17 protein-coding genes are annotated in these 19,566 nt (G+C 72.5%); 8 read left to right on the forward strand and 9 right to left on the reverse strand.

Features of this window, described 5'->3' with window-relative positions; translation table 11 throughout:
• The first annotated feature begins 7 nt into the window (after positions 1-7).
• From ACQEUU_RS11490 to ACQEUU_RS11515, 6 genes are all read left to right on the forward strand, one after another.
• Positions 8-1,123 (forward strand): ABC transporter ATP-binding protein, encoded by a 1,116-nt coding sequence (locus tag ACQEUU_RS11490; RefSeq protein ID WP_433064034.1) that lies wholly within the window; start codon positions 8-10, stop codon positions 1,121-1,123.
• A gap of 45 nt (positions 1,124-1,168) precedes the next feature.
• The gene (locus ACQEUU_RS11495) at positions 1,169-2,362 is read left to right on the forward strand and encodes an ABC transporter substrate-binding protein (RefSeq protein ID WP_433064040.1); all 1,194 of its coding nucleotides are present in this window, start codon (positions 1,169-1,171) and stop codon (positions 2,360-2,362) included.
• A 3-nt stretch (positions 2,363-2,365) separates the two neighbouring features.
• Positions 2,366-3,217 carry an ABC transporter permease gene (locus ACQEUU_RS11500; protein WP_433064042.1) on the forward strand — a complete coding sequence of 284 codons (852 nt, stop codon included), beginning with the start codon at positions 2,366-2,368 and terminating at the stop codon, positions 3,215-3,217.
• Positions 3,214-4,005, forward strand: a complete 792-nt coding sequence (locus ACQEUU_RS11505; protein ID WP_433064044.1) for an ABC transporter permease — start codon at positions 3,214-3,216, stop codon at positions 4,003-4,005. Before ACQEUU_RS11500 ends, ACQEUU_RS11505 begins: the two co-directional genes overlap by 4 nt.
• Before the next feature lie 173 nt (positions 4,006-4,178).
• The gene (locus ACQEUU_RS11510) at positions 4,179-5,573 is read left to right on the forward strand and encodes an NAD(P)/FAD-dependent oxidoreductase (RefSeq protein WP_433071815.1); all 1,395 of its coding nucleotides are present in this window, start codon (positions 4,179-4,181) and stop codon (positions 5,571-5,573) included.
• 55 nt (positions 5,574-5,628) lie between these two features.
• Positions 5,629-6,501, forward strand: a complete 873-nt coding sequence (locus ACQEUU_RS11515; protein ID WP_433064047.1) for an alpha/beta hydrolase — start codon at positions 5,629-5,631, stop codon at positions 6,499-6,501.
• A gap of 24 nt (positions 6,502-6,525) precedes the next feature.
• On the opposite strand, the gene ACQEUU_RS11520 is transcribed toward ACQEUU_RS11515, so the two are convergent.
• The 7 genes from ACQEUU_RS11520 to ACQEUU_RS11550 all read right to left on the reverse strand — a co-directional run bounded on the left by ACQEUU_RS11520 (position 6,526) and on the right by ACQEUU_RS11550 (position 15,322).
• Positions 6,526-8,034, reverse strand: coding sequence for an MFS transporter (locus ACQEUU_RS11520; protein WP_433064050.1), 1,509 nt, complete (start codon positions 8,032-8,034; stop codon positions 6,526-6,528).
• Positions 8,035-8,069: 35 nt separating this feature from the next.
• Entirely contained in the window at positions 8,070-11,015 is a 2,946-nt protein-coding gene (locus ACQEUU_RS11525) for a BTAD domain-containing putative transcriptional regulator (protein ID WP_433064052.1), read from the reverse strand.
• A gap of 142 nt (positions 11,016-11,157) precedes the next feature.
• On the reverse strand, positions 11,158-11,886 hold the full coding sequence (locus tag ACQEUU_RS11530; RefSeq protein ID WP_433064055.1) for a hypothetical protein: 729 nt from the start codon (positions 11,884-11,886) through the stop codon (positions 11,158-11,160).
• A gap of 46 nt (positions 11,887-11,932) precedes the next feature.
• Positions 11,933-12,589 (reverse strand): DUF998 domain-containing protein, encoded by a 657-nt coding sequence (locus ACQEUU_RS11535; protein WP_433064058.1) that lies wholly within the window; start codon positions 12,587-12,589, stop codon positions 11,933-11,935.
• The gene (locus ACQEUU_RS11540; protein WP_433071817.1) at positions 12,586-13,794 is read right to left on the reverse strand and encodes a glycosyltransferase; all 1,209 of its coding nucleotides are present in this window, start codon (positions 13,792-13,794) and stop codon (positions 12,586-12,588) included. The genes ACQEUU_RS11535 and ACQEUU_RS11540 overlap by 4 nt, the downstream gene beginning before the upstream one ends.
• A 20-nt stretch (positions 13,795-13,814) precedes the next feature.
• Positions 13,815-14,666, reverse strand: a complete 852-nt coding sequence (locus tag ACQEUU_RS11545) for a DMT family transporter (RefSeq protein WP_433064060.1) — start codon at positions 14,664-14,666, stop codon at positions 13,815-13,817.
• A 38-nt stretch (positions 14,667-14,704) separates the two neighbouring features.
• Positions 14,705-15,322, reverse strand: a complete 618-nt coding sequence (locus ACQEUU_RS11550) for a DedA family protein (RefSeq protein ID WP_433064062.1) — start codon at positions 15,320-15,322, stop codon at positions 14,705-14,707.
• Positions 15,323-15,713: 391 nt separating this feature from the next.
• Here ACQEUU_RS11550 and ACQEUU_RS11555 point away from each other — a divergent pair, with 391 nt between their 5' ends.
• Entirely contained in the window at positions 15,714-16,892 is a 1,179-nt protein-coding gene (locus tag ACQEUU_RS11555) for a sensor histidine kinase (RefSeq protein WP_433064065.1), read from the forward strand.
• An 84-nt stretch (positions 16,893-16,976) separates the two neighbouring features.
• Positions 16,977-17,990: a hypothetical protein gene (locus ACQEUU_RS11560; RefSeq protein ID WP_433064068.1), complete on the forward strand. Its 1,014-nt coding sequence runs from the start codon at positions 16,977-16,979 to the stop codon at positions 17,988-17,990.
• Here the strand turns inward: ACQEUU_RS11560 and ACQEUU_RS11565 are convergent.
• On the reverse strand, positions 17,898-18,539 hold the full coding sequence (locus ACQEUU_RS11565) for a VC0807 family protein (RefSeq protein WP_433064071.1): 642 nt from the start codon (positions 18,537-18,539) through the stop codon (positions 17,898-17,900). The genes ACQEUU_RS11560 and ACQEUU_RS11565 overlap by 93 nt on opposite strands.
• A 217-nt stretch (positions 18,540-18,756) precedes the next feature.
• Positions 18,757-19,416 (reverse strand): leucine efflux protein LeuE, encoded by a 660-nt coding sequence (gene leuE / locus ACQEUU_RS11570; RefSeq protein ID WP_433064074.1) that lies wholly within the window; start codon positions 19,414-19,416, stop codon positions 18,757-18,759.
• Positions 19,417-19,566: the final 150 nt, after the last annotated feature.

Raw genomic sequence — 19,566 nt, forward strand, 5'->3', positions numbered from 1 at the left:
CCCGGATATGGCCGAGCAGAGTCCTCCCGACACCCCGCCCCAGACCCCGCCCGACACCCCGACTGACAGCGCGATCGAACTAGAGGACGTCGTCAAGGAGTACGTCTCGCACGGCGAGGTCGTCCAGGCGGTCAAGGGCGTCACGCTTGACATCGCCGAGGGAGAGTTCTTCTCCCTCCTCGGCCCGTCCGGCTGCGGCAAGACCACCACCATGCGCATGATCGCCGGCTTCGAGGAGCCGTCCAAGGGCGTGATCCGGCTGCACGGCCGGGACGTCACCGACGTGCCGCCGAACAAGCGCGACGTGAACATGGTCTTCCAGTCCTACGCGCTGTTCCCGCACATGAGCGTGTGGGACAACGTGGCCTTCGGGCTGAAGCAGAAGAAGACGCCGCAGGACGAGATCAAGCGGCGGGTCGAGGAGATGCTGGCCATCGTCGACCTGACCGGCCGCGAGAAGCGCCGCCCGCGCGAGATGTCGGGCGGCCAGCAGCAGCGCGTCGCGCTGGCCCGCGCGCTGGTCAACCGGCCACGCGCGCTCCTGCTCGACGAACCGCTCGGCGCCCTCGACCTCAAGCTGCGCCAGGCCATGCAGCTGGAACTCAAGCGCATCCAGCGGGAGGTCGGCATCACGTTCGTGTACGTGACGCACGACCAGAACGAGGCGCTGACGATGAGCGACCGGATCGCCGTCATGAAGGACGGGCTCATCGAACAGCTCGCCCCGCCGCGCGAGATCTACGAGCGGCCGGCGACCACCTTCGTGGCGGGCTTCATCGGCACCTCCAACCTCCTGACGGGCACCGCCACCGGCGGCGTGCTGAAGCTCGGCGGCGGCCGGGTGCTGGTGCCCGGCAGGGAGGGCGAGGTGGCGGTGACCGTCCGCCCCGAGAAGATCACCCTCGCCACGCAGGAGCCCACGGGCGACGTGAGCGCCCTGCCAGGAACCGTGTCCGAGGTGGTCTACCTCGGCACGTACAACAGCTACGCCGTGAAGCTCGCCGACGGGGCCGACATCACGGTGTTCGAGCAGAACGCGCACGACGCGACGGTCACGGCGGAGCGGGGAGACTCCGTCTGGCTGTCCTGGCAGGCGCAGCACTCATATGTGATGGGAAGTTGATAGCACGTCATGAAACACCTGCATTCCCCCGCCCTCGTGCGGGGTATGACCCAGCCCCGCACCCGCCGCGACGTCTTCCGGCTCGCGGGCCTGTCCGCCGCCGGTCTCGCCCTGTCCGCCTGCGGCGTCCAGGGACAGAAGGCCGAACCCCCCAAGGCCGACGCGGTCGCCGACTACTGGGCCCAGCAGAAGAAGAACGGCAAGGTCGTCTTCGCCAACTGGCCCGAGTACATGCCCGAGGACCACGGGCCGCTGAAGAAGTTCCAGCAGGAAACCGGGATCTCCTATGAGTACAAGGAGGTCATCAACGAGAACACGGAGTTCTTCGGCAAGGCCGACCCGGTGCTCCGCGCCGGTCAGCCGCTCGGCTACGACATCGTGGTCATGACCAACGGCATCCAGCTCCAGCACATGTTCACGCTGGGCTACGCGGTCATGCTCGACCAGTCGAAGATGCCGAACTTCCAGGCCAACGCGGGAGAGGCGTACAAGAACCGCGCCTACGACCCGGGCAACAAGTACACGATGCCGTTCGCCTCGGGCATCACCGGCATCGCGTACAACACCAAGTACGTCAAGGACAAGATCACCAGCATCGACGCCCTGTTCGACGCCAAGTACGAGGGCCGGGTCGGCATGATGGCCGACGCCCAGGAGATCGCCAACTTCGGCATGATCGCCCTCGGCGTCGACCCGGAGACCTCGACCGAGGACGACTGGAAGAAGGCCGGGGAGAAGCTCAAGGCCCAGCGTGAAGCCGGGATCGTGCGCAAGTACTACAACCAGGACTACATCGACGCCGTGTCCCGCGGCGACGTCTGGCTGACGATGGCCTGGTCCGGTGACGTGTTCCAGCGGCAGCTCGCGGGCGAGCCGGTCGCGTTCGTGGTGCCCGAGGAGGGCGGCACGATATGGACCGACAACATGCTCATCCCCAAGGGCGCGGCCAACCCGGTGGACGCCATGACGCTCATGGACTTCCTCTACAAGCCGGAGATCGCCGCCGAGCTGGACGAGTACATCCAGTTCGTCACGCCCGTGCCGGCCGTCCAGGACCTGCTGCGGAAGAAGGCCGAGAGCGCGTCCGGCGAGGACAAGAAGGCGCTGCTCGACATGGCCGAGAGCCCGCTGATGTTCCCCACCGAGGCCGACTACGCCAAGCTCCGCAGCTACACGCCGCTCACCACGGCCAAGGAGCAGGTGTTCAACCCGATCTTCCAGTCCGTCACCCAGGCCTAGGTCATGAGGCGTCTGACCCCCTACCTGCTCGCGCTGCCGAGCTGGATGTGGCTGGCGATCTTCCTGGTGGTGCCGCTGGCGGCGATGGCGTCGGTGTCGTTGCAGACCGGGAACGTGATCGACGGCTTCGTCATGACGTTCAGCTTCTCCAACTACGGCGACGCCCTCGGCACCTACAGCACCCAGCTGGTCCGCTCGCTGGGCTACGGCGCGGCGGCGACGGCGGCCATGCTGGTGATCGGCTACCCGGTCGCCTACTGGATCGCGTTCAAGGGCGGCAACCGCAAGTCGGTCTACCTCTTCCTGTTGCTGCTGCCGTTCTTCGTGTCGTTCGTGCTGCGGACGATCTCCTGGGGCTTCCTGCTGGCCGACGACGGCATCCTGCTCGGCACGCTGAAGGGCTGGGGGGTGCTGGGCGCCGACTTCCACGTGCTCGCCACCTCGTTCGCGGTGATCGCGGGCCTGACGTACAACTGGCTGCCGTTCATGATCCTGCCGATCTACGTGTCGCTGGAGCGGGTGGACCCGCGCCTGGTAGAGGCGGCGCAGGACCTGTACGCGTCGCGCGGCACCGCCTTCCGCAAGGTGGTGCTGCCGCTGTCGCTGCCGGGCGTGTTCGCCGGGGTGCTGATGACGTTCGTGCCGGCCACGGCCGACCCGGTCAACGCCCAGGTGCTCGGCGGGACCGGCAACACCATGATCGGCAACATCATCCAGACCGAGTACCTGGTCAACAACGACTACCCGACGGCCTCGGCGCTGTCGTTCACGCTGATGGCGGTGCTGCTCGTGGGCATCTTCGTGTACGCCCGGGTGCTCGGCACCGACAATGTGCTGGAGGCGGCGGCGCGATGAGCGGAGCACGGGGCCGGTTCGGCGACCGGCTGCTGAAGGCGTACACCTGGCTGATCATCCTGTGGCTGGCCGCGCCCATCGCCGTCATGATCGCGTTCGGCTTCAACGACAAGCAGAGCAAGTCGAACGCCACCTGGCAGGGTTTCACGTTCAAGTGGTACGGGGAGCTGTTCGCGATCCCCGACCTGAGCAGGGCCCTGATCAACTCGCTGGTCATCGCGCTGGCCAGCACGGTCATCACCGTGGTCATCGGCACCATGCTCGGGCTGGCCCTGGGCCGTCACCGGTTCCGGGGCCAGGGGGCGACGAACTTCCTGGTGTTCGCCGCGATCTCCACGCCCGAGCTGGTCATGGGCGCCTCGCTGCTGTCGCTGTTCGTCTCGGCGAACGTCCCGCGCGACCAGATCACGATCACGATCGCGCACGTGCTGTTCTCGCTGGCGTTCGTGACCGTGACCGTGCGGGCCCGCGTGGTCACCCTGGACCCGTCACTGGAGGAGGCGGCCAAGGACCTCGGGGCGGGGCCGTGGGCCACCTTCCGCCTGGTCACGCTGCCGTCCATCCTGCCCGGCGTGCTCGCCGGCGCGATGCTGGCGTTCGCGCTGTCCATCGACGACTACGTGGTGACGAGCTTCGTCAACGGCTCCACACTCACCTTCCCGCTGTGGATCATCGGCTCGGTGAAGACCGGGATCCCGCCGCAGGTGAACGTCATGGGTACGCTGATCTTCGGCGTCGGCGTGCTGATCGCGATCATCAACGCGGTGGCGGCCAGGCGCCGCACCTGAACCCGTCCGGAACCCCCCGCCCGCCGCGGGGGGTTTTCGGCACTGCTCAGAAAGAACACCGGCAAAGAACAGGGAGGCGAGATCGGATTCCGGCGGGGGGAACCCGCGCGTGATCACCCTATTGGTCCCGCGATTTTCAACTCTTCATAGACACCGTAAGGGAAGTGGGATTTGTGGATCCGCTGAAGGCGCTGGCTGACGCGGAGCGCAAGCCGTACTGGCTGGACAGCCCGGCCAGACCTGAGCCGCGACCGCGGCTCTCCGGACACACCACCGCCGACCTGGTCGTCGTCGGCGGCGGCTTCTCGGGCCTGTGGACGGCCCTGATGGCCAAGGAACGCGACCCCTCGCAGGACGTGGTGCTGCTGGAGGGGCGCAGGATCGGCTGGGCGGCCTCCGGCCGCAACGGCGGGTTCTGCATGGCGACCCTCACGCACGGCCTGGCCAACGGCCTGGAGCGCTGGCCGGACGAGCTCGACCGGCTGGAGCGCATGGGGGTGGAGAACCTCGACGAGATCGAGGCGACACTCCGCCGCCACGACATCGACTGCTCCTTCGAGCGCACCGGCGAGCTGAACGTCGCCACCGAGCAGTGGCAGCTCGACTCCCTCTACGAGCACCTCGACCTGATCGAGGAGCTCGGCCTGGACTACGTGCCGCTGGATCGGGAGCGGCTCCGCGCCGAGATCGACTCGCCCACCTACCTGGGCGGGCTGTGGGACCGCAGCGGCTGCGCCATGCTCGACCCGGCCCGGCTGGCGTGGGGCCTGCGCGAGGCGTGCGTGCGGCTCGGGGTGCGGGTGCACGAGCGCAGCCCGGTCCGCTCGCTGGACGACGACGGCACGACGATCACCCTGCGCACCCCGCACGGGTCGGTCACCGGCCACAGGGTCGCGCTCGGCACCGGCGTGTTCCCGCCGCTGCTGCGCCGGCTCAAGCACTTCGTGGTGCCCGTGTACGACTACGCGCTGATGACCGAGCCGCTCAGCGACGCCCAGCTGGGCCAGATCGGGTGGCGCAACCGGCAGGGCGTGGGCGACGCCGCCAACCAGTTCCACTACTACCGGCTGACCGACGACAACCGCATCCTGTGGGGCGGCTACGACGCGGTCTACTACAACGGCGGCCTGGTCAAGCCGGAGTACGAGCAGCGCGACGAGACCTTCGTCAAGCTGGCCCGGCACTTCTACGACACCTTCCCGCAGCTCTCCGACGTGCGCTTCACCCACCGGTGGGGCGGCGTGATCGACACCTGCAGCAGGTTCAGCGCCTTCTACGGGCAGGCCCACGGCGGGCGCCTGGCCTACGCGGTCGGCTACACCGGCATGGGCGTCGGCGCCACCCGCTTCGGCGCGAACGTCATGCTCGACCTGCTGGCGGGCGAGCGGACCGAGCGCACCGAACTGCGCATGGTACGGGAGAAGCCGATGCCGTTCCCGCCCGAGCCGGTCCGCTCGGGCGTCATCCAGTTCACCCGCTGGTCGATCGCCAAGGCCGACGAGCAGCAGGGCAAGCGCAACCTGTGGCTGCGCACGCTGGACCGGATGGGGCTGGGCTTCGACTCCTAGCGGCGGCGGGCCCGCGGCGTGCCCCGCCGCGGGCCCGGTCTCTCACACTGGAGGGATGAGGATGGAGTTCGCCGTGGACGGCCTGCCGCTGGTCGGCGACCTGCGGGTGCCCGACGGTACGCGACCGCTCCCCGCCCTGGTCCTGACCGGGCCGCTCAGCGGGGTGCGCGACCAGGTGACCGGCCGGTACGCGGAGCTGCTGGCCGCCCAGGGGTTCGTCACGCTGGCCTTCGACCACCGCAACTGGGGCGAGTCGGGCGGGGAGCCGCGCTGCCACGAGGACCCGCAGGGCAAGCTGCACGACCTGCGGGCGGCGGTGTCGTTCCTGCGCTCGCGGCCGGAGGTCGACGCGGAGCGGATCGGCGTGGCCGGCATCTGCCTGGGCGCCGGCTACGCGCTCAAGTTCGCCGCCTTCGACCCCCGGGTCAAGGCGTTCGCCGGGATCGCGGGGGCGTACCACAACCCGTACACGACGCGGACGGACGCGGACTACCAGGCCAGGCTGGCCGCCCTCACCGACGTGCTCGAACGGCAGGACCTGGGCGGGCCCGTGGCGTACCTCCCGGCGGTGGCCGAGGAGGGGGAGGCCGCCATGCCCGGCGCCGAACTCCTCGACTACTACGGCACCGGCCGCTCCGCCTCCGCCCACTGGGTCAACCGGGTGACCAGCGCGAGCGTCCGCGAGCTGATGACGATGGACAACATGATCGGCGCCGACTTCCTGTCGCCCAGGCCGGCGCTCCTCGTGCACGGCGTGGCCGACCGGTTCTGCTCGCCCGAAGGCGCCGAGGAGGCGTTCAAGCGGCTGGACGAGCCGAAGCGGCTGGTCTGGCTGGACGCCAGGCGGCACACCGATCTGTACGACCGCGAACCGTACGTGACGCAGGCCGTCGCGGCGACGGCGGAGTTCCTGCGCGAGCACCTGTGAGGTGACGCCGCCTCCCGGCGGGGGTCAGTGCGTCCGCGCGAGGTCCTCCTCGGGGATGACCTTGGGCACGCCGCGCAGCCCCGCCAGCGCCAGCGCCGCCACCACCACGAGCATCGCCGACGTGGTCAGCGCCGTGACGCTCACGGCCTCGACGAACGCCTCCCGCGCCGCCACGACGAGCTGACCGGCCTGCGCGGCGGGCAGCGACTCGGCGACGGTCAGCGCCCCGGCGATGGACTCGCGCGCCGCCTCGTCCGGCACCCCGGCGGGCACCTGGAGACGCCCGGCGTACGTGCTGTTCAGCAGCGTGCCGAGGATCGCGATGCCGAGGGCGCCGCCCAGCTCGAACGAGGTCTCCGAGACCGCCGCCGCGGCCCCCGCGCGTTCCTTGGGCGCGGTGGCCAGCACGTTGTCGTTGTTGACGGTGAACGCCAGCCCGATGCCCATGCCGCCCACGATCATGGCGCAGGCCATGACCGGGTAGCTGACCTTCAGGCCGAGGGTGGAGTAGAAGAAGAACGCCCCCGCGTTCATCAGCAGCCCGAGCGCCACGACGCCGTTCCTGCCGATCAGGTTCACCAGCGAGCCGGCCAGCACGCCGCCGATCGCCCCGCTCAACCCGCCGGGCAGGCCCGCGAGCCCCGCCTGCAGCGGCGACCAGCCCAGCACGAGCTGGAAGTACCAGGCGAAGATCAACGACATGGCCATCATCGTGAAGATCGCCAGCAGGTTGGTGCCGATGGACGCGGAGAACGCGCGCCGCCTGAAGAGCCGCACGTCGATCAACGGCTCGGCCAGCCGCGTCTGCCGCAGGACGAACGCCAGCAGGCAGCCCACCCCCAGCAACCCCGCCACCGGCACGTCCACGTGCGCCAGGCCCTTGTCGGCCGCCTCCTTGACCGCGTAGATGACGGCCACGATCCCGGCGAACGACAGCGCCACGCTGAGCAGGTCGATGCGGCCCGGCGACGGGTTGCGCGACTCCGGCAGCACCCGGACGCCCGCGACCACGATCAACGCCATGATCGGCAGATTGATCAGGAACACCGAGCCCCACCAGAAGTGGTCCAGCAGCAGACCGCCGACCACCGGGCCGAGCGCGAACCCGGCGGCGCTCATCCCGCTCCAGATCCCGACGGCGGTGGTGCGCTCCGCCGGTTCGGTGAACACGTTCCTGATGATCGAGAGCGTGGACGGCATGATCGTCGCGCCCGCCACGCCCAGCAGCGCCCGCGCCGCGATGAGCAGCTCCGGGTTCGGCGCGTACGCGGTGACCGCGGAGGCCGCGGCGAACGCGACCGCGCCCATCAGCAGCAGCCGCTTGCGGCCGACGCGATCGCCGACGTTGCCCATCGTGATGAGCAGGCCCGCGAGCGCGAACCCGTAGACGTCGCCGATCCACAGCAACTGGGTGGAGGACGCGCCGAGGTCGGCGACCAGCCGCGGCAGGGCCAGGTGCAGGACCGTGAGATCCACGGACAGGAGGAGGGTGGCCAGGCAGCAGATCGCCAGGCAGGACCATTTCTTCTTCATGCGGTCCACGGTCACGGTGCCCGCTGACCGCGGGCCTACCGTCCGCTGACCGCTTCCGCCGCGGCCGTCAGCCCGGCGCTGATCCGCTCCCTCAGCTCGCTCACGCTGTACCAGGCCGTGGGGCACTCCTCGCGGGCCTGCTCCAGCCAGGTACGGGCGCCGGCCGCGTCGCCCACCGCGAGCGCCACCTCGCCCAGCCCGCAGTGCGCCCTGGCCAGCATGTCGGTCGAGCCGACCCGCCGGGACAGGTCCGCGGCCGTCTCGTACGTCGCCCGCGCCCGCTCCAGCTCGCCGGTGCGGGCCAGCGCGTCGGCACGCCGGCACAGGCCCTCCGCGACGTCGGCCGGCGCGCCCAGCTCTCGCGCCACCTCCAGCGCGGCGTCCGCCATGGCCAGGGCGGTCGCGTGGTCCCCCTGCTCAGCGGCCAGGTCGGCGAGGGCGGACAGCGCCAGCATGGTGCCCCAGCGCTCGCCCATGGCGCGGAAGGCGGCCAGCGAACGCTCGAACTCCGCCCGAGCCCTGCCTTCCTGGCCCCCGAACTGCAGCAGGAACCCGTACCCGCAGCCGGTGAGCGCCGTCGACCAGGGTGACATGCTCACCGCCGCGGTCAGCTCGCGCAGCTCCGCGACCGTGGACACGTCCGGGGGCGGGCCGGTGAACATGGACAGCAGCAAGGTGAGGAACTCCAGCCTGGCCGGTATGTAGTCGGTGGTCCGGGAGGGGCGCAGCGCTTCGAGCCGCTCGTTGAGCCAGTCACCGTTCACGCCGTTCCAGGCCGCCACGAGCACGCACATGGCGTACTCCTCCTCCAGGCCCGCCGGCGTGGTCTCGCCGACACGGTCCAGCAGCTCCCGCCCGAGGGCCGAACTGACCGTCCGGTGTCCGCGCATCCACCAGTAGCAGGCGCAGAAGCCCACCAGCCGCAGCGCCGTCTCCAGCCGGCCCGACTCGGTCGTCCAGCGTACGGCGGCGTTGAGGTCGTCGCTCTCCGCGTCCAGACGGGCCAGCCACTCCAGCTGCTCGGCGCGGCGCAGATGGCCGTCGGCTTCGACCGCGAGGTTCAGGTAGTAGGCGGCGTGCGCCTCGCGGATCGCCTCCGCCTCCCCGGCCTCCTCCAGCCGCTCGGCGCAGAACGCGCGGATCGTCCCCAGCATGCGGAAGCGGCCGTCCACGGCCTCCACCAGGGACTTCTCCGCCAGCGAGAACAGCAGCTCCTCGGGCAGCCCGCACACCCGCTCGGCCGCCTCGGCGGTCGCGCCGCCCGCGAACACCGTCAGCCTTCCCGCCATCCGCTGCTCGTCCCCGTCCAGCAGATCCCAGCTCCACGCCACCACGGCGCGCAGCGTCTGGTGACGCGGCAGCGCCGTCCGGCTGCCACGCGCCAGCAGCCGGAACCGGTCGTCCAGCCTGGCCGCCACCTCCGCCACCGGCAGCGTGCGCAGCCGGGCCGCCGCCAGCTCGATGGCCAGCGGCAGACCGTCCATGGCGTGGCAGATGCGGATCACCTGCTCGGCGTTGTCCGGGGTGACCGCGAAGCCCGGACGCACGGCCGCCGCCCGGTCGGCGAACAGCCGTACCGCCGCATAGCCCAGCGGGTCCGGCGCGTCGGGCGGAGGCAGGCGCAGCGGCGCGACCGGCACCAGCGACTCACCGGTGATGCCCAGCCCCTCCCGGCTGGTGGCCAGCACCCGCAGCCCCGGGCACGACCCCAGCAGCGTGTCGGCCAGCCGCGCCACCGCCTCGACCACGTGCTCGCTGTTGTCCAGGATGAGCAGCAGGTCACGGCCGGCCAGCGCGGCGACCAGCCGCTCGGCCGGCTCCAGCCGGGGCGGCTCCGGCCGGTGCCGGTCGCGGATGCCCAGCGCGGTCAGCACCGCGGGCGTCACCTCGGACTCCGCGGTGAGGGGGGCGAGCTGCACCAGGCACACGTCGCCCTCGGCCCGCTCGGCCACCTCCAGCGCCAGCCGCGTCTTCCCCGCGCCGCCGGGCCCGACCAGGGTGACCAGCCTGGACGCGGCCAGTTCCGCGCTCACCTGCCGCAGCTCCTCACCCCGACCCACGAAACTCGTCAGCTGCGCCCGTGTCCCCAGCTTGACCCCCTCACGGCCCCCGCGACCCGCCGCACCCACGCCCCCCTCGGATCCTTCCGGCGCTCCACCCACCGGACCACCTACAGGACCACCCACGGCGCCGCTTATCGGGCCGTCCGTTGTGCGGGAGGCGTCGTCGGGGATGGGAGGGGCGGCCGGTCCCAGGGCCGGGTCGGCGCGCAGGACCGCCAGATGGGCCGCCGTCAGCTCCGGTCCCGGCTCGAGGCCCAGCTCGTCGCGGAGCACGCGCCGCCCTTCCGCGTACGCGGCCAGGGCCTCGGCCTGCCGGCCGCTTCCGTACAGGGCGCGCATGAGCTGGGCGCGCGGCCGCTCGCGCAGCGGGTGGTCGGCGACGAGCTGGCGCAGCTCGGCGACCAGCTCACGGTGCCGGCCCAGCTCCAGGTCCGCCTGCGTGCGGTCCTCGACCGCCGTCAGCCGCAGCTCCGACAGCCGGGCCGCCGCCGCGCCCGCGTGCGGCGCGTCGGCCAGCGGCCTGCCCCGCCACAGCGCCAGCCCTTCGCGCAGCAGCGCCGCCGCCCGCCGCGCGTCTCCGGAGCCGAGCGCCCGCCGGCCCTCGGCGGCGAGCCGCTCGAACCGGATCGCGTCCACGTCCATCGGGTCGGCCACCAGCCGGTAGCCCGCCGGGTGGAACTCGACCCGGTCGCGCCCCAGCGCCCTGCGCAGCCGCGACACCTGCGACTGCAGCGCGTTGGCCACGCCTTCCGGCGGCTCCTCCCCGTACAGCCCGGTGGCGAGCCGGTCGGCGTCGATCACCCGCCCCGGCTCCAGCGCCAGCAGCGCGAGCAGCGCGCGGACCCGCGGACCGCCGATCGGGATGGCGGTCCCGTCGGCACCCCGCACCGCGGTGGGGCCGAGGATCTCGAAGCGCATGCCCCGATTATCCCGGCCAGAGCGGCACTCCCACGAGGCCCCGGCCCGCCGTACCCCGCCCCGCCCGGCCCGTCTGCCCTCACCTCAACGGCCTGGGGTTCGTGGCCCTGGTCCGTCCGCCTTCACTTCGCCCGCTGAGGGCTCATCGGGCCAGGACCGCCGTCACCACGCCGGTGGCCAGTGCCGTCGCGTGGCGGTCGGCGGGGCATGGTCGCACGCCCGCTCCGAACGTCAGGTGCGGCTCGCCGTCGCGGTTGGCGCGGACCAGGTCGATCCGGACCTCGGCGCCGGTCTCCCGGTCCAGCCGCCGCGTCACGGTGAGCGGCGGGTCCAGCCGGAGCGTCCGTTCCAGCGCCCGCGGCACGTCGTCACCCGGCCGGGCCTGCCGCAGCGCGTTGCGGATGAGCCCTTCGGTGGCGTCGTGCGCCTGGAGCAGCAGCGTGACGCGGGCCACCGCGTCCTCGGCGGGACCGCGGCCCGCGAACAGGTCCCGGACCGCCGCGTCGGCCTCCGGCGTCTCCTCGCCGGACAGGTAACCGGGGGCGGCGGCGCGCACGGCCGCGGCCAGGCCGGGGTCACGGAAGCCCAGGGCGTGGCCGAGCACCGTCACGGGGACGCCTTCCCAGCGCCCGTCCCGTTCCAGCGTCAGGTCCCTGGCGGCGTCATGGAGCGCGTCCGGGTCGAGGGCGGCGAGCAGGTCCTCCAGCAGGCGCCGCCGTCGCGCGTGCGCCTGCCCGGTGCTGAACCGGGAGGCGCGGGCGCGCAGCCAGGCGAGCGTCCCCTCCGGCGCGTCCTGCCTGACCGGGGGCGGGATGTAACGGCTGTCGGCGAGCACCGCGAGGGCCTCGGCGTGACGGGTGATGACGACCATGCGGCCACGTTAGGCGGCAAGTCCTTCGACCCCGGTCGAAACGTCGTCAGGCGGCCAGCCGCTCGGGGCGTTCCTCCACGGCCGAGGTGGGGACGGGCGCGGCGGCGGGCCGCGGCGTCGCGACCGCCATGACCGCCAGCAGCGCCATGTCCGCCACCACCACGGCCCGCTCCAGCAGCCCGTAATAGCCCTCCCCGCCGATCCACACCGAGGTGACGGAGGCGGGATGTGCGGCCAGGTACGCCGCCAGCATCAGCGCGGCGGCCACCGCCAGCGCCCTGACGGCGCTCCAGCGCACCGCGCCGGCCCGCCCGCGCGCCAGCGCCCAGCCCGCCACCGGCAGGGTGGTGAAGACCACGGCTGCGGACCAGCGGTGGACCTCCCCCGTCAGCGACTTCAGCTCGGCCGTGGCCGGATCGGTCGGGAAGATCCCGCTGAGCATCAGCCCGGCCGCCGCGGCCAGCAGCAGCACCCGGCTCGCCGCCGTGCCGCGCGGGTCCGACGCGACCAGCCCGTACGCGAGGGACAGGCACCCCGCGGCCAGCGCGAGCATCCCGAGGAGCGTCGGCGCCATCCCGCCCGGCACCAGCGCGTAGTGGCTGAGCAGCGGCTGGGCGGGCAGCGCCAGCTCGGCGTAGCCCAGGGCGCAGGCGGACGTCAGCGTCGCCGTGACGGAGACGGCGATGGCGGCCCGTACGGTCATCTGGTCACCTCGTCATAGATCTGCTCGAACCGGGCGAGCGACGTCCGGTGGTCGTGGGAGAGCGCGAGCGCGCGGCCGGCGAGGCCGAGCCGCTCGCGCAGGTCGCCGTCGGCCAGGATGGCGGTCAGGTGACGGGCCAGGGCCGGCACGTCACCGGGCGGGAACAGGTAGCCGTTGTCGCCGTTCACCAGGTGCGGCAGCGCCATCGCGTCGGCCAGCACCACCGGCAGGCCGGTCGCCATCGCCTCCAGGGTGGCGATGCTCTGCAGCTCGGCCACGCTCGGCATCGCGAACACGTCCGCGGCCGCGTACGCCTGCGGCATCTTCTCGTCGGCCACGAACCCGAGGAATGACACGTTCCCGGCCACCCCGATCCTGTCGGCGAGCCTCTCCAGTTCGTCGCGCTGGTTGCCGCGGCCGACGAGCGCGAGCTGGGCGTCGACGTCGTTCAGCACGTACGGCATGGCCCGGACGAGGTCAGCGAGCCGCTTCTCCTCGTCGAGCCGGCCGACGAACAGCACGGTCGGCCGGTCGGGCAGGCCGAGCAGTTTGCGCGCCCACGCCTTCGGCTCGGCGTGCGGGTGGAAGCGGGTCAGGTCGATGCCGCAGGAGACGGCCTCGACCTCGCGGTCGAAGCCCTGCTCGGCGAGGAGGGCGGCGGCCAGCGGAGTGGGCGTGGTGACGCGGTCGGCCTTGCGGTACACCCGGCCGAAGTCGCGCCAGGCCAGCCGGCCCGCGCCCCGGCGCAGCCGTTCGGGGACGCGGCCGAACTGGAAGAGGTTGTCGGGCATGAAGTGGTTGGTGGCGACGACCGGGACGCCGCGGCGGCGCGCGGCGGCCAGGGCGGCCCGGCCGACGACGAAGTGGCCCTGGGTGTGCAGCACGTCGGGGTCGATGGCGGCCATCAGCCGGTCCAGCCGCGTGGGGACCGTGACCCGCATCGTCGGATGGACGAGCAGCGGCGCCGACCGCAGCCGGTGCACGATCACGCCGTCGACCACGTCGGCGGCGGCCGGGCCGAGGTCCGACTGGCACACCACGTGCACCTCGTTGCCGCGCTCGGCGAGGCCGGCGGCGAGCCGGTGGGTGAAGTAGGCCGTGCCGTTCACGTCGGGCGGGTACGTGTCGGTCGAGATCATGATCCGCCGCGGGCGGTCGGGCACGGGGAAGAGCTCGGCGTCCGGGCGGGTCCGGTGCAGGGGCATCGCCATGGTGGGGTGACTCCTCAGCTTTCAGAGATGCGTCCGGCCCGGAGAGGCCGGTTTTCGAGCGGGGTCGTACGGGCGAGCGCGACGGTCCCGGCGGCGGCCAGCGCCGCCGCCGCGATCGGGACCGGGCCGGTGGGGAGGGGCTCGCCGAGCAGCAGCGCGCCGAACGCCACCGCGGTGACGGGGTCGGCGATCTGCAACGCGGCGAAGGAGACGCCGAAGTGGCCGACGGCGTAGGCGCGCTGCAGCATCATGAGCGCCAGCAGCGCGGGGACGGGCAGTGCCAGCAGGTAGGCCCAGTTCCAGCCGCCGTCCACCAGCACCCGCACCAGCGTGGCCGTGGCGCCGTACAGGACTCCGGAGGCCGTGGCCAGCAGCGCGGCCCGGCCCGCCGGGGACGCCGGCCGCGACCCGGCCCACAGCAGGGCCGCCGCGGCTCCGGAGAGGCCGAGCAGGGTGAACAGTTCCCCGAGGTCGAGCCGCACCGGCCCCGCCGACTCGGGCACCATCAGGACGAGGCCGATCAGCCCCGCCGCGACCACGGCCGCCGCACCCAGCTCGGACGTGGTGGGCCTGCGGCCGTGCAGGGTGGCCGCGATCGGCAGCGCGAACAGGAGGCTGGCCACCCCCATCGGCTGGACCACGGTCAGCGGGCCGAGACCGAGCGCCACGATGTGCAGCCCGCCGCCGGCCAGGATGGAGGCCCCGCCCAGCAGCCAGCGTGGCCGCCGCAGCAGCTCCAGCATCTTCGGCCGGTCCGCGCCAGCCGCGCCGTTCGCGCCGACCGCCTCGAACTGCTGCAGCGCGGCCCCGAGCGCGAAGAACAGGGAGCCGATCAGGGCGATCACCGCGGCCGGTACCGTCGTCATGCCGCACTCCTTTCAAGCCGCATGCTCACCCGGCCAGGTCAAACCGACGTGTCCGAGGGGAGTCGCGCGGGGGAAACCCCGATGGCGCGCCGCCTGCGCAGCCAGCGGACGAGCTCCACGGCGGCGGTGACGCCGACCGCGAGGCCCAGCCCGAGCAGCAGGCCCTTGAGGGGGTCGCGCTCGAACGCCATCCCGCCGAAGAACCCGATCAGCCCCGAGTACAGCCCCCACGAGATCGCCGCTATCGCGTCGAAGAACGCGAAGGAGCGCCGCGGGTAGCGGACGGCGCCCATGGTGAGCGTGGTCGCGGTCCGCCCGCCGGGGATGTAGCGGGCGACCACCAGCACCAGGCCGCCGCGCTCGGCGAGGGCGCCGTGCGCCCACACCATCGCCTTGCGCCCGCGCAGCCGTCCGCCGCCCTTGAGCCCGAGCAGGTAGGAGATGTGGTCGCCGGCGAACGCGCCGGCCGCGGCCACGACGATCACCAGGGCGAGGTTCGGCTCGCCGGTCGCCGCGAACACCCCGGCGGTGATCACCGAGGTCTCCGCCGGCACGATGGGGAAGAACCCGTCGAGCAGGGAGAGCGCGAAGAGCGCCAGGTAGAGCCAGGGCGACGACATCACCTGCTGGAGGAACTCCAGGACGGTGTGCGACATCAGTGAACTCCGATCGGTAGGCGCGCCCTCTCACCCTGGCCGCGAGAGGTGCCGGCGGACATCGGGGATGTCCCGGGGTCGGACGCGGGCTCGTCCCCGAGCGAGGTCAGGGCCGTACGCCGCGAACCTAAGGACCCCGCGGGTCCCGGCACATCGGCCGATCGGCACGCGCCGACCCCGACTTTCGTCAGGGCGGGCGGTGCGACCTCCGGCGGGCACCTCCTGATCCAAGCGGACTCGCGGGCCCCGCACACCGGTGCGGGCATCCGTCTTGGCGGTGGGGCCCGCCCTACCGCCGGGGGGAGGGATCGGGCCACCTGACGTTCGTCAGGGCCGGGTCCTGACTTTCGGGGGCGGTGGCCGCCCGTGGGCGGCGGCTACCGTGGCGGGCGTGAAGGGACTGCGTCGCGAGGACGGCCGGCAGGTGTTGAAGGACGTGCTCCTGTGGGGGGCGCTGGCGATCGTGGTCATGGCCCTGGGGCCCGACCCGCTGACGGACGCGGGGGCGTTCTCCGCGGTCACCGGGCCCCGGCTGGCGCTGGCGGGGGCCGCGGTGCTCGTCGGCCGCCGGTGGCCGGCGGCGGCGGTGGCGCTGCTGCTGCCGCTCGGGCCGTGGGAGTTCGGCGAGGCGCTGGCGACCTCCGACCTCACCTGGCTCGTCCCCGGAGCCACCGAGGTGAAGGTCGTCCCGTTCTCGCCGGTGTCGCCGTTCGTCATCTGGTACGCCTACCTCACCGGGCGCCGGGTGCCCTTGGGGTCGTCGCCGCAGGGCACCGGGGTCATCGCGGGAGGCGGCGCGATCGCCGTCATCGGCGTCGTCCTCGTCCTCGCCGAGGGCGGCGCGTTCGGCCTGTGGGTCACCATGGTGACCGGCCTGCTCGGCGTCTACGTGATCCCCTGTCTCCTCGGCGCGCTCCGCAGGCGGCTGCTGCACCAGCGCGACGAGGCCCGCCAGGCGGCCGAGGCGCAGGCGCGGCTGCGCGAGCGGGCGCGGATCGCCCGCGACATGCACGACTCGCTCGGCCACGACCTGGCGCTCATCGCGGTCCGCGCCGCGGGCCTGGAGCTGTCGCCCGCGCTGGAGCCCGCCCAGGCCCGGGCCGCGGGCGAGCTGCGCGCGGCGGCCGCCGACGCCACCGACCGGCTGCGACGGATCATCGGCGTGCTGAGCGACGACGCCGACGCCGCGCCGCTGACCCCGCCGCGCGACCGCGGCCGGCCGGGGGCCCGGGCGGCGTCCGGTGACGTGGCCGCGCTGGTGGAGCGGGCCCGCGACTCCGGGCTGATCATCACGTCGCGCCTGCGGGAGCCCTTTCCCGTCCTGGCGCACGCGGTCGTGCGGGAAGGGCTCACCAACGCCGCCAAGCACGCCCCCGGCGCCGAGATCGACGTCACCGTCACGCCGCACCGGATCGTGGTGCGCAACGGCCCGCCGGCCCGAGTGCCGGAGGCGACGGTCACCGGCGGACGCGGCCTCACGGGCCTGCGCGAACAGGTGCGGCTGGCCGGCGGCGCCCTGTCCGCCGGTCCCTCGGCCGGAGGCTACGAGCTGGCCGCCGACCTGCCCTGAGGCGGCCGGGCTCCCCCGCGCGGGGGAGGAGGATCCCTCTGCCGGGCGAGGTCCGCGGCCGCCCGTGGGGACAGGCTCGAAGGCATGAACGAGACACCGGCAGCCGGCCTCGGCCGGATCGGCGCGGCGGTCGTGGCCATCGCCGCCATGCTCCCGTACCTCACGCTCAAGATCCTCTGGTTGACGGGCAGCCCGATCGGCGTCACCGACCCCGAGTTCATGGAGGACTCGGTGATGTACGGCATGAACGCGATGACGTTCGGCATGGACGCCGTCGCGCTGGTCCTGGCGCTGGGGTTCACCATGCGCTGGGGGATGCGGCTGCCCGCCTGGCTGGTGCTGTTGCCGCTCTGGGTGGGCACCGGCCTGCTCGGCGTGATCGTGCTGGTCACGCCGCTCGGGCTGCTGCTCCAGGGGTCCTCCCTGTTCGACGTGGCCGGGCCGATCGAGCCGTGGGTGTACGTCATGGTCTACGGCGGGTTCGTCGGGCAGGGGGCCGGGCTCATGACGGCGTTCGCGCTCTACGCCCGCGACCGCTGGCCCGGCGTCCTCACCACCGCCGTGGGGCTGCCGTACCCATCGGCGACGAGAGCGTTCCAGCGGGTGGTCGCGTGGGGCTCGGCGCTGGTGGCGGCGGCCATCGCCGCCGTCCGGCTCTCCTGGGCGTTCGGCGGCGGCGGCGGGCTGCCGCCGCAGGTCGCCGACGCGATGACCCCGGCCGGCGCACTCCAGCAGGGGGTGAAGGGCGTGCTCGCGGTGGCGGCGGGCGCGGCGCTGGTCGTGCTGGTGAGTGCGCGCGGCCGGGGGCCGTTCTGGCGGCCGCTGGTCGTGGCCTGGCTCGGGTCGGGGTCGCTGTTCGCCTGGGGGCTGTACGCGATGATCATCACGGTGACGGCCGCGCCGCTCGGCGCCGCCACCACCGGGCTGCCCGACCTGCTGGAGCTGTGCGGCCTGCTGACCGGGATGGCGATGGGGATGGGTGGAGCGTTCCTGCTCGCCGAGAGGTCAGGCGTGCGCGACGTGCAGCCGGCGCAGCAGCCGCTTGAAGCCGAAGATGGAGACGGTGATCGCCAGGCCGCTTATCAGGGCCACGGCTGACGTGCGCAGCACGATGTAGCCGCTGAGCGAGCCCGCGAGGGATTCGTAGATCGCCAGCGCGATGCTCAGGCCCGAGTTCATCAGCAGGACGAACGCCCACAGCAGCGTGATCCGGGCGAAGAACTTGCGCACCCGCTCGTGCTTGAGCACCGCGTTGGGCAGATGGATGTAGTCGAGGGTGAGCTTCTCCACCAGCGGCCGGTTCAGCCGCACGGACGCGAGGAAGGCGATGCTGATGCAGATGGTGCCGAGTTCGGGCTGGATGAAGTACCACACCCAGGTGCCGGTCCACAGGCCGATGACGGTGCGCAGGGTGATCGCGGCGGCCGCGAGGTACATCGTGGCGGGCACCGGGATCCGCTTGATCAGGCGCCAGGCCACGCCCACGTAGACCCACGAGCAGGTCAGGACGAGGGCCCAGTGCAGACCCAGCAGCATCATCGCGGCATAGAACACCACCAGGGGCGCGACCACGGCTTCCAGCAGCCGCGGGGCGGCCTGACGGGCCAGGGCGCTCAGTCGAGGCAGGGTGACAGGAGGGTGGTTCAACGCTTGCTCCGCAGATAGGCCGACGGGCTGGGACTACCCCGGCTTCGGGCAGACAGGCTTGCCGGAAGGACCGCTCGATGTCACCTCGCGGCCACCCTGGCACTGTCGGACCGTCGCATTGGTGGGTTGCCGGGCGCTTACCGGTGGCTTACCGTACCTGACGTCTCAGACCGCGACTGCCACTTTTGACACGTTCAGAATGGCCGCCCTGAGGCGGTCAGCTGAGCGACGAAGCCGCCAGCGATGCCCCGAATGCCACGAAAACCGCCCCGACCCCCGAGGTCAGGCCCGCGTTGAGCCGCCGCCGGGCCCGGAACTGGGCGGCCAGGAACGAGCCGCAGAAAATCAGCCCCGTGAGATAGAGCGCGCTGAACACCTGGATGATCGAGCCCAGGATCAGGAACGACAGCGCCGGCGTGGCGTAGCCGGGGTCCACGAACTGGACGAAGAACGACACGAAGAACAGGATCGCCTTGGGGTTGAGCAGGCTGATCGCCAGCGCCTTGCCGTACGGGCGCGGGGCGCGCGCCACCCGGCCGGGACCGGTCGTCACGGCCGCCTCGACGTCCTTGTTCCGCCACGCGCGCCAGGCTCCCCGGATCATCTGGAGCCCCAGCCAGGCCAGGTAGAGCGCGCCCGCGTACTTCACGACGGTGAACAGCAACGGCGTGGAGCGCATCAGCGAGGCGGCGCCGACGGCGGAGAGCAGCATGAGCACCGTGTCGCCGACGAACACCCCGCCCGCCGCCCGATATCCCTGCCGCACGCCGTGCTGCGCGGCCTGGGCGAGCACGAACAGCGAGTTGGGCCCGGGGAGGAGAATGATCAGAAAAGCGCCGATGACGTACGTCCAGATATCCGTGATGCCGAAGAACATCCCGCCCTCGCTCCAGGCCCGCTGTGATGACGCTTCACATTACCGCCACCCCCCGGACGCCGAGATTGGGCCTTCCCTGAGGCAGGAGGCGTCTTCACTCTCAGGTCAGGCGCGCGTCAACACCGAGCCCGCGCGCCTGAGGAGGACGAG

Origin of the sequence: Nonomuraea sp. CA-218870, assembly GCF_050936535.1 — a bacterium.
In the GTDB taxonomy this organism is placed as follows: Bacteria; Actinomycetota; Actinomycetes; order Streptosporangiales; family Streptosporangiaceae; genus Nonomuraea; species Nonomuraea corallina.

Bases quoted from the DNA above. Each gene is read 5' to 3' on its own strand.
- ACQEUU_RS11490 (WP_433064034.1), top strand. From the start codon at position 8: ATGGCCGAGCAGAGTCCTCCCGACACCCCGCCCCAGACCCCGCCCGAC.
- ACQEUU_RS11495 (WP_433064040.1), top strand. From the start codon at position 1,169: ATGACCCAGCCCCGCACCCGCCGCGACGTCTTCCGGCTCGCGGGCCTG.
- ACQEUU_RS11500 (WP_433064042.1), top strand. From the start codon at position 2,366: ATGAGGCGTCTGACCCCCTACCTGCTCGCGCTGCCGAGCTGGATGTGG.
- ACQEUU_RS11505 (WP_433064044.1), top strand. From the start codon at position 3,214: ATGAGCGGAGCACGGGGCCGGTTCGGCGACCGGCTGCTGAAGGCGTAC.
- ACQEUU_RS11515 (WP_433064047.1), top strand. From the start codon at position 5,629: ATGAGGATGGAGTTCGCCGTGGACGGCCTGCCGCTGGTCGGCGACCTG.
- ACQEUU_RS11520 (WP_433064050.1), bottom strand. From the start codon at position 8,034: ATGAAGAAGAAATGGTCCTGCCTGGCGATCTGCTGCCTGGCCACCCTC.
- ACQEUU_RS11525 (WP_433064052.1), bottom strand. From the start codon at position 11,015: ATGCGCTTCGAGATCCTCGGCCCCACCGCGGTGCGGGGTGCCGACGGG.
- ACQEUU_RS11530 (WP_433064055.1), bottom strand. From the start codon at position 11,886: ATGGTCGTCATCACCCGTCACGCCGAGGCCCTCGCGGTGCTCGCCGAC.
- ACQEUU_RS11535 (WP_433064058.1), bottom strand. From the start codon at position 12,589: ATGACCGTACGGGCCGCCATCGCCGTCTCCGTCACGGCGACGCTGACG.
- ACQEUU_RS11540 (WP_433071817.1), bottom strand. From the start codon at position 13,794: ATGCCCCTGCACCGGACCCGCCCGGACGCCGAGCTCTTCCCCGTGCCC.
- ACQEUU_RS11545 (WP_433064060.1), bottom strand. From the start codon at position 14,666: ATGACGACGGTACCGGCCGCGGTGATCGCCCTGATCGGCTCCCTGTTC.
- ACQEUU_RS11550 (WP_433064062.1), bottom strand. From the start codon at position 15,322: ATGTCGCACACCGTCCTGGAGTTCCTCCAGCAGGTGATGTCGTCGCCC.
- ACQEUU_RS11560 (WP_433064068.1), top strand. From the start codon at position 16,977: ATGAACGAGACACCGGCAGCCGGCCTCGGCCGGATCGGCGCGGCGGTC.
- leuE (WP_433064074.1), bottom strand. From the start codon at position 19,416: ATGTTCTTCGGCATCACGGATATCTGGACGTACGTCATCGGCGCTTTT.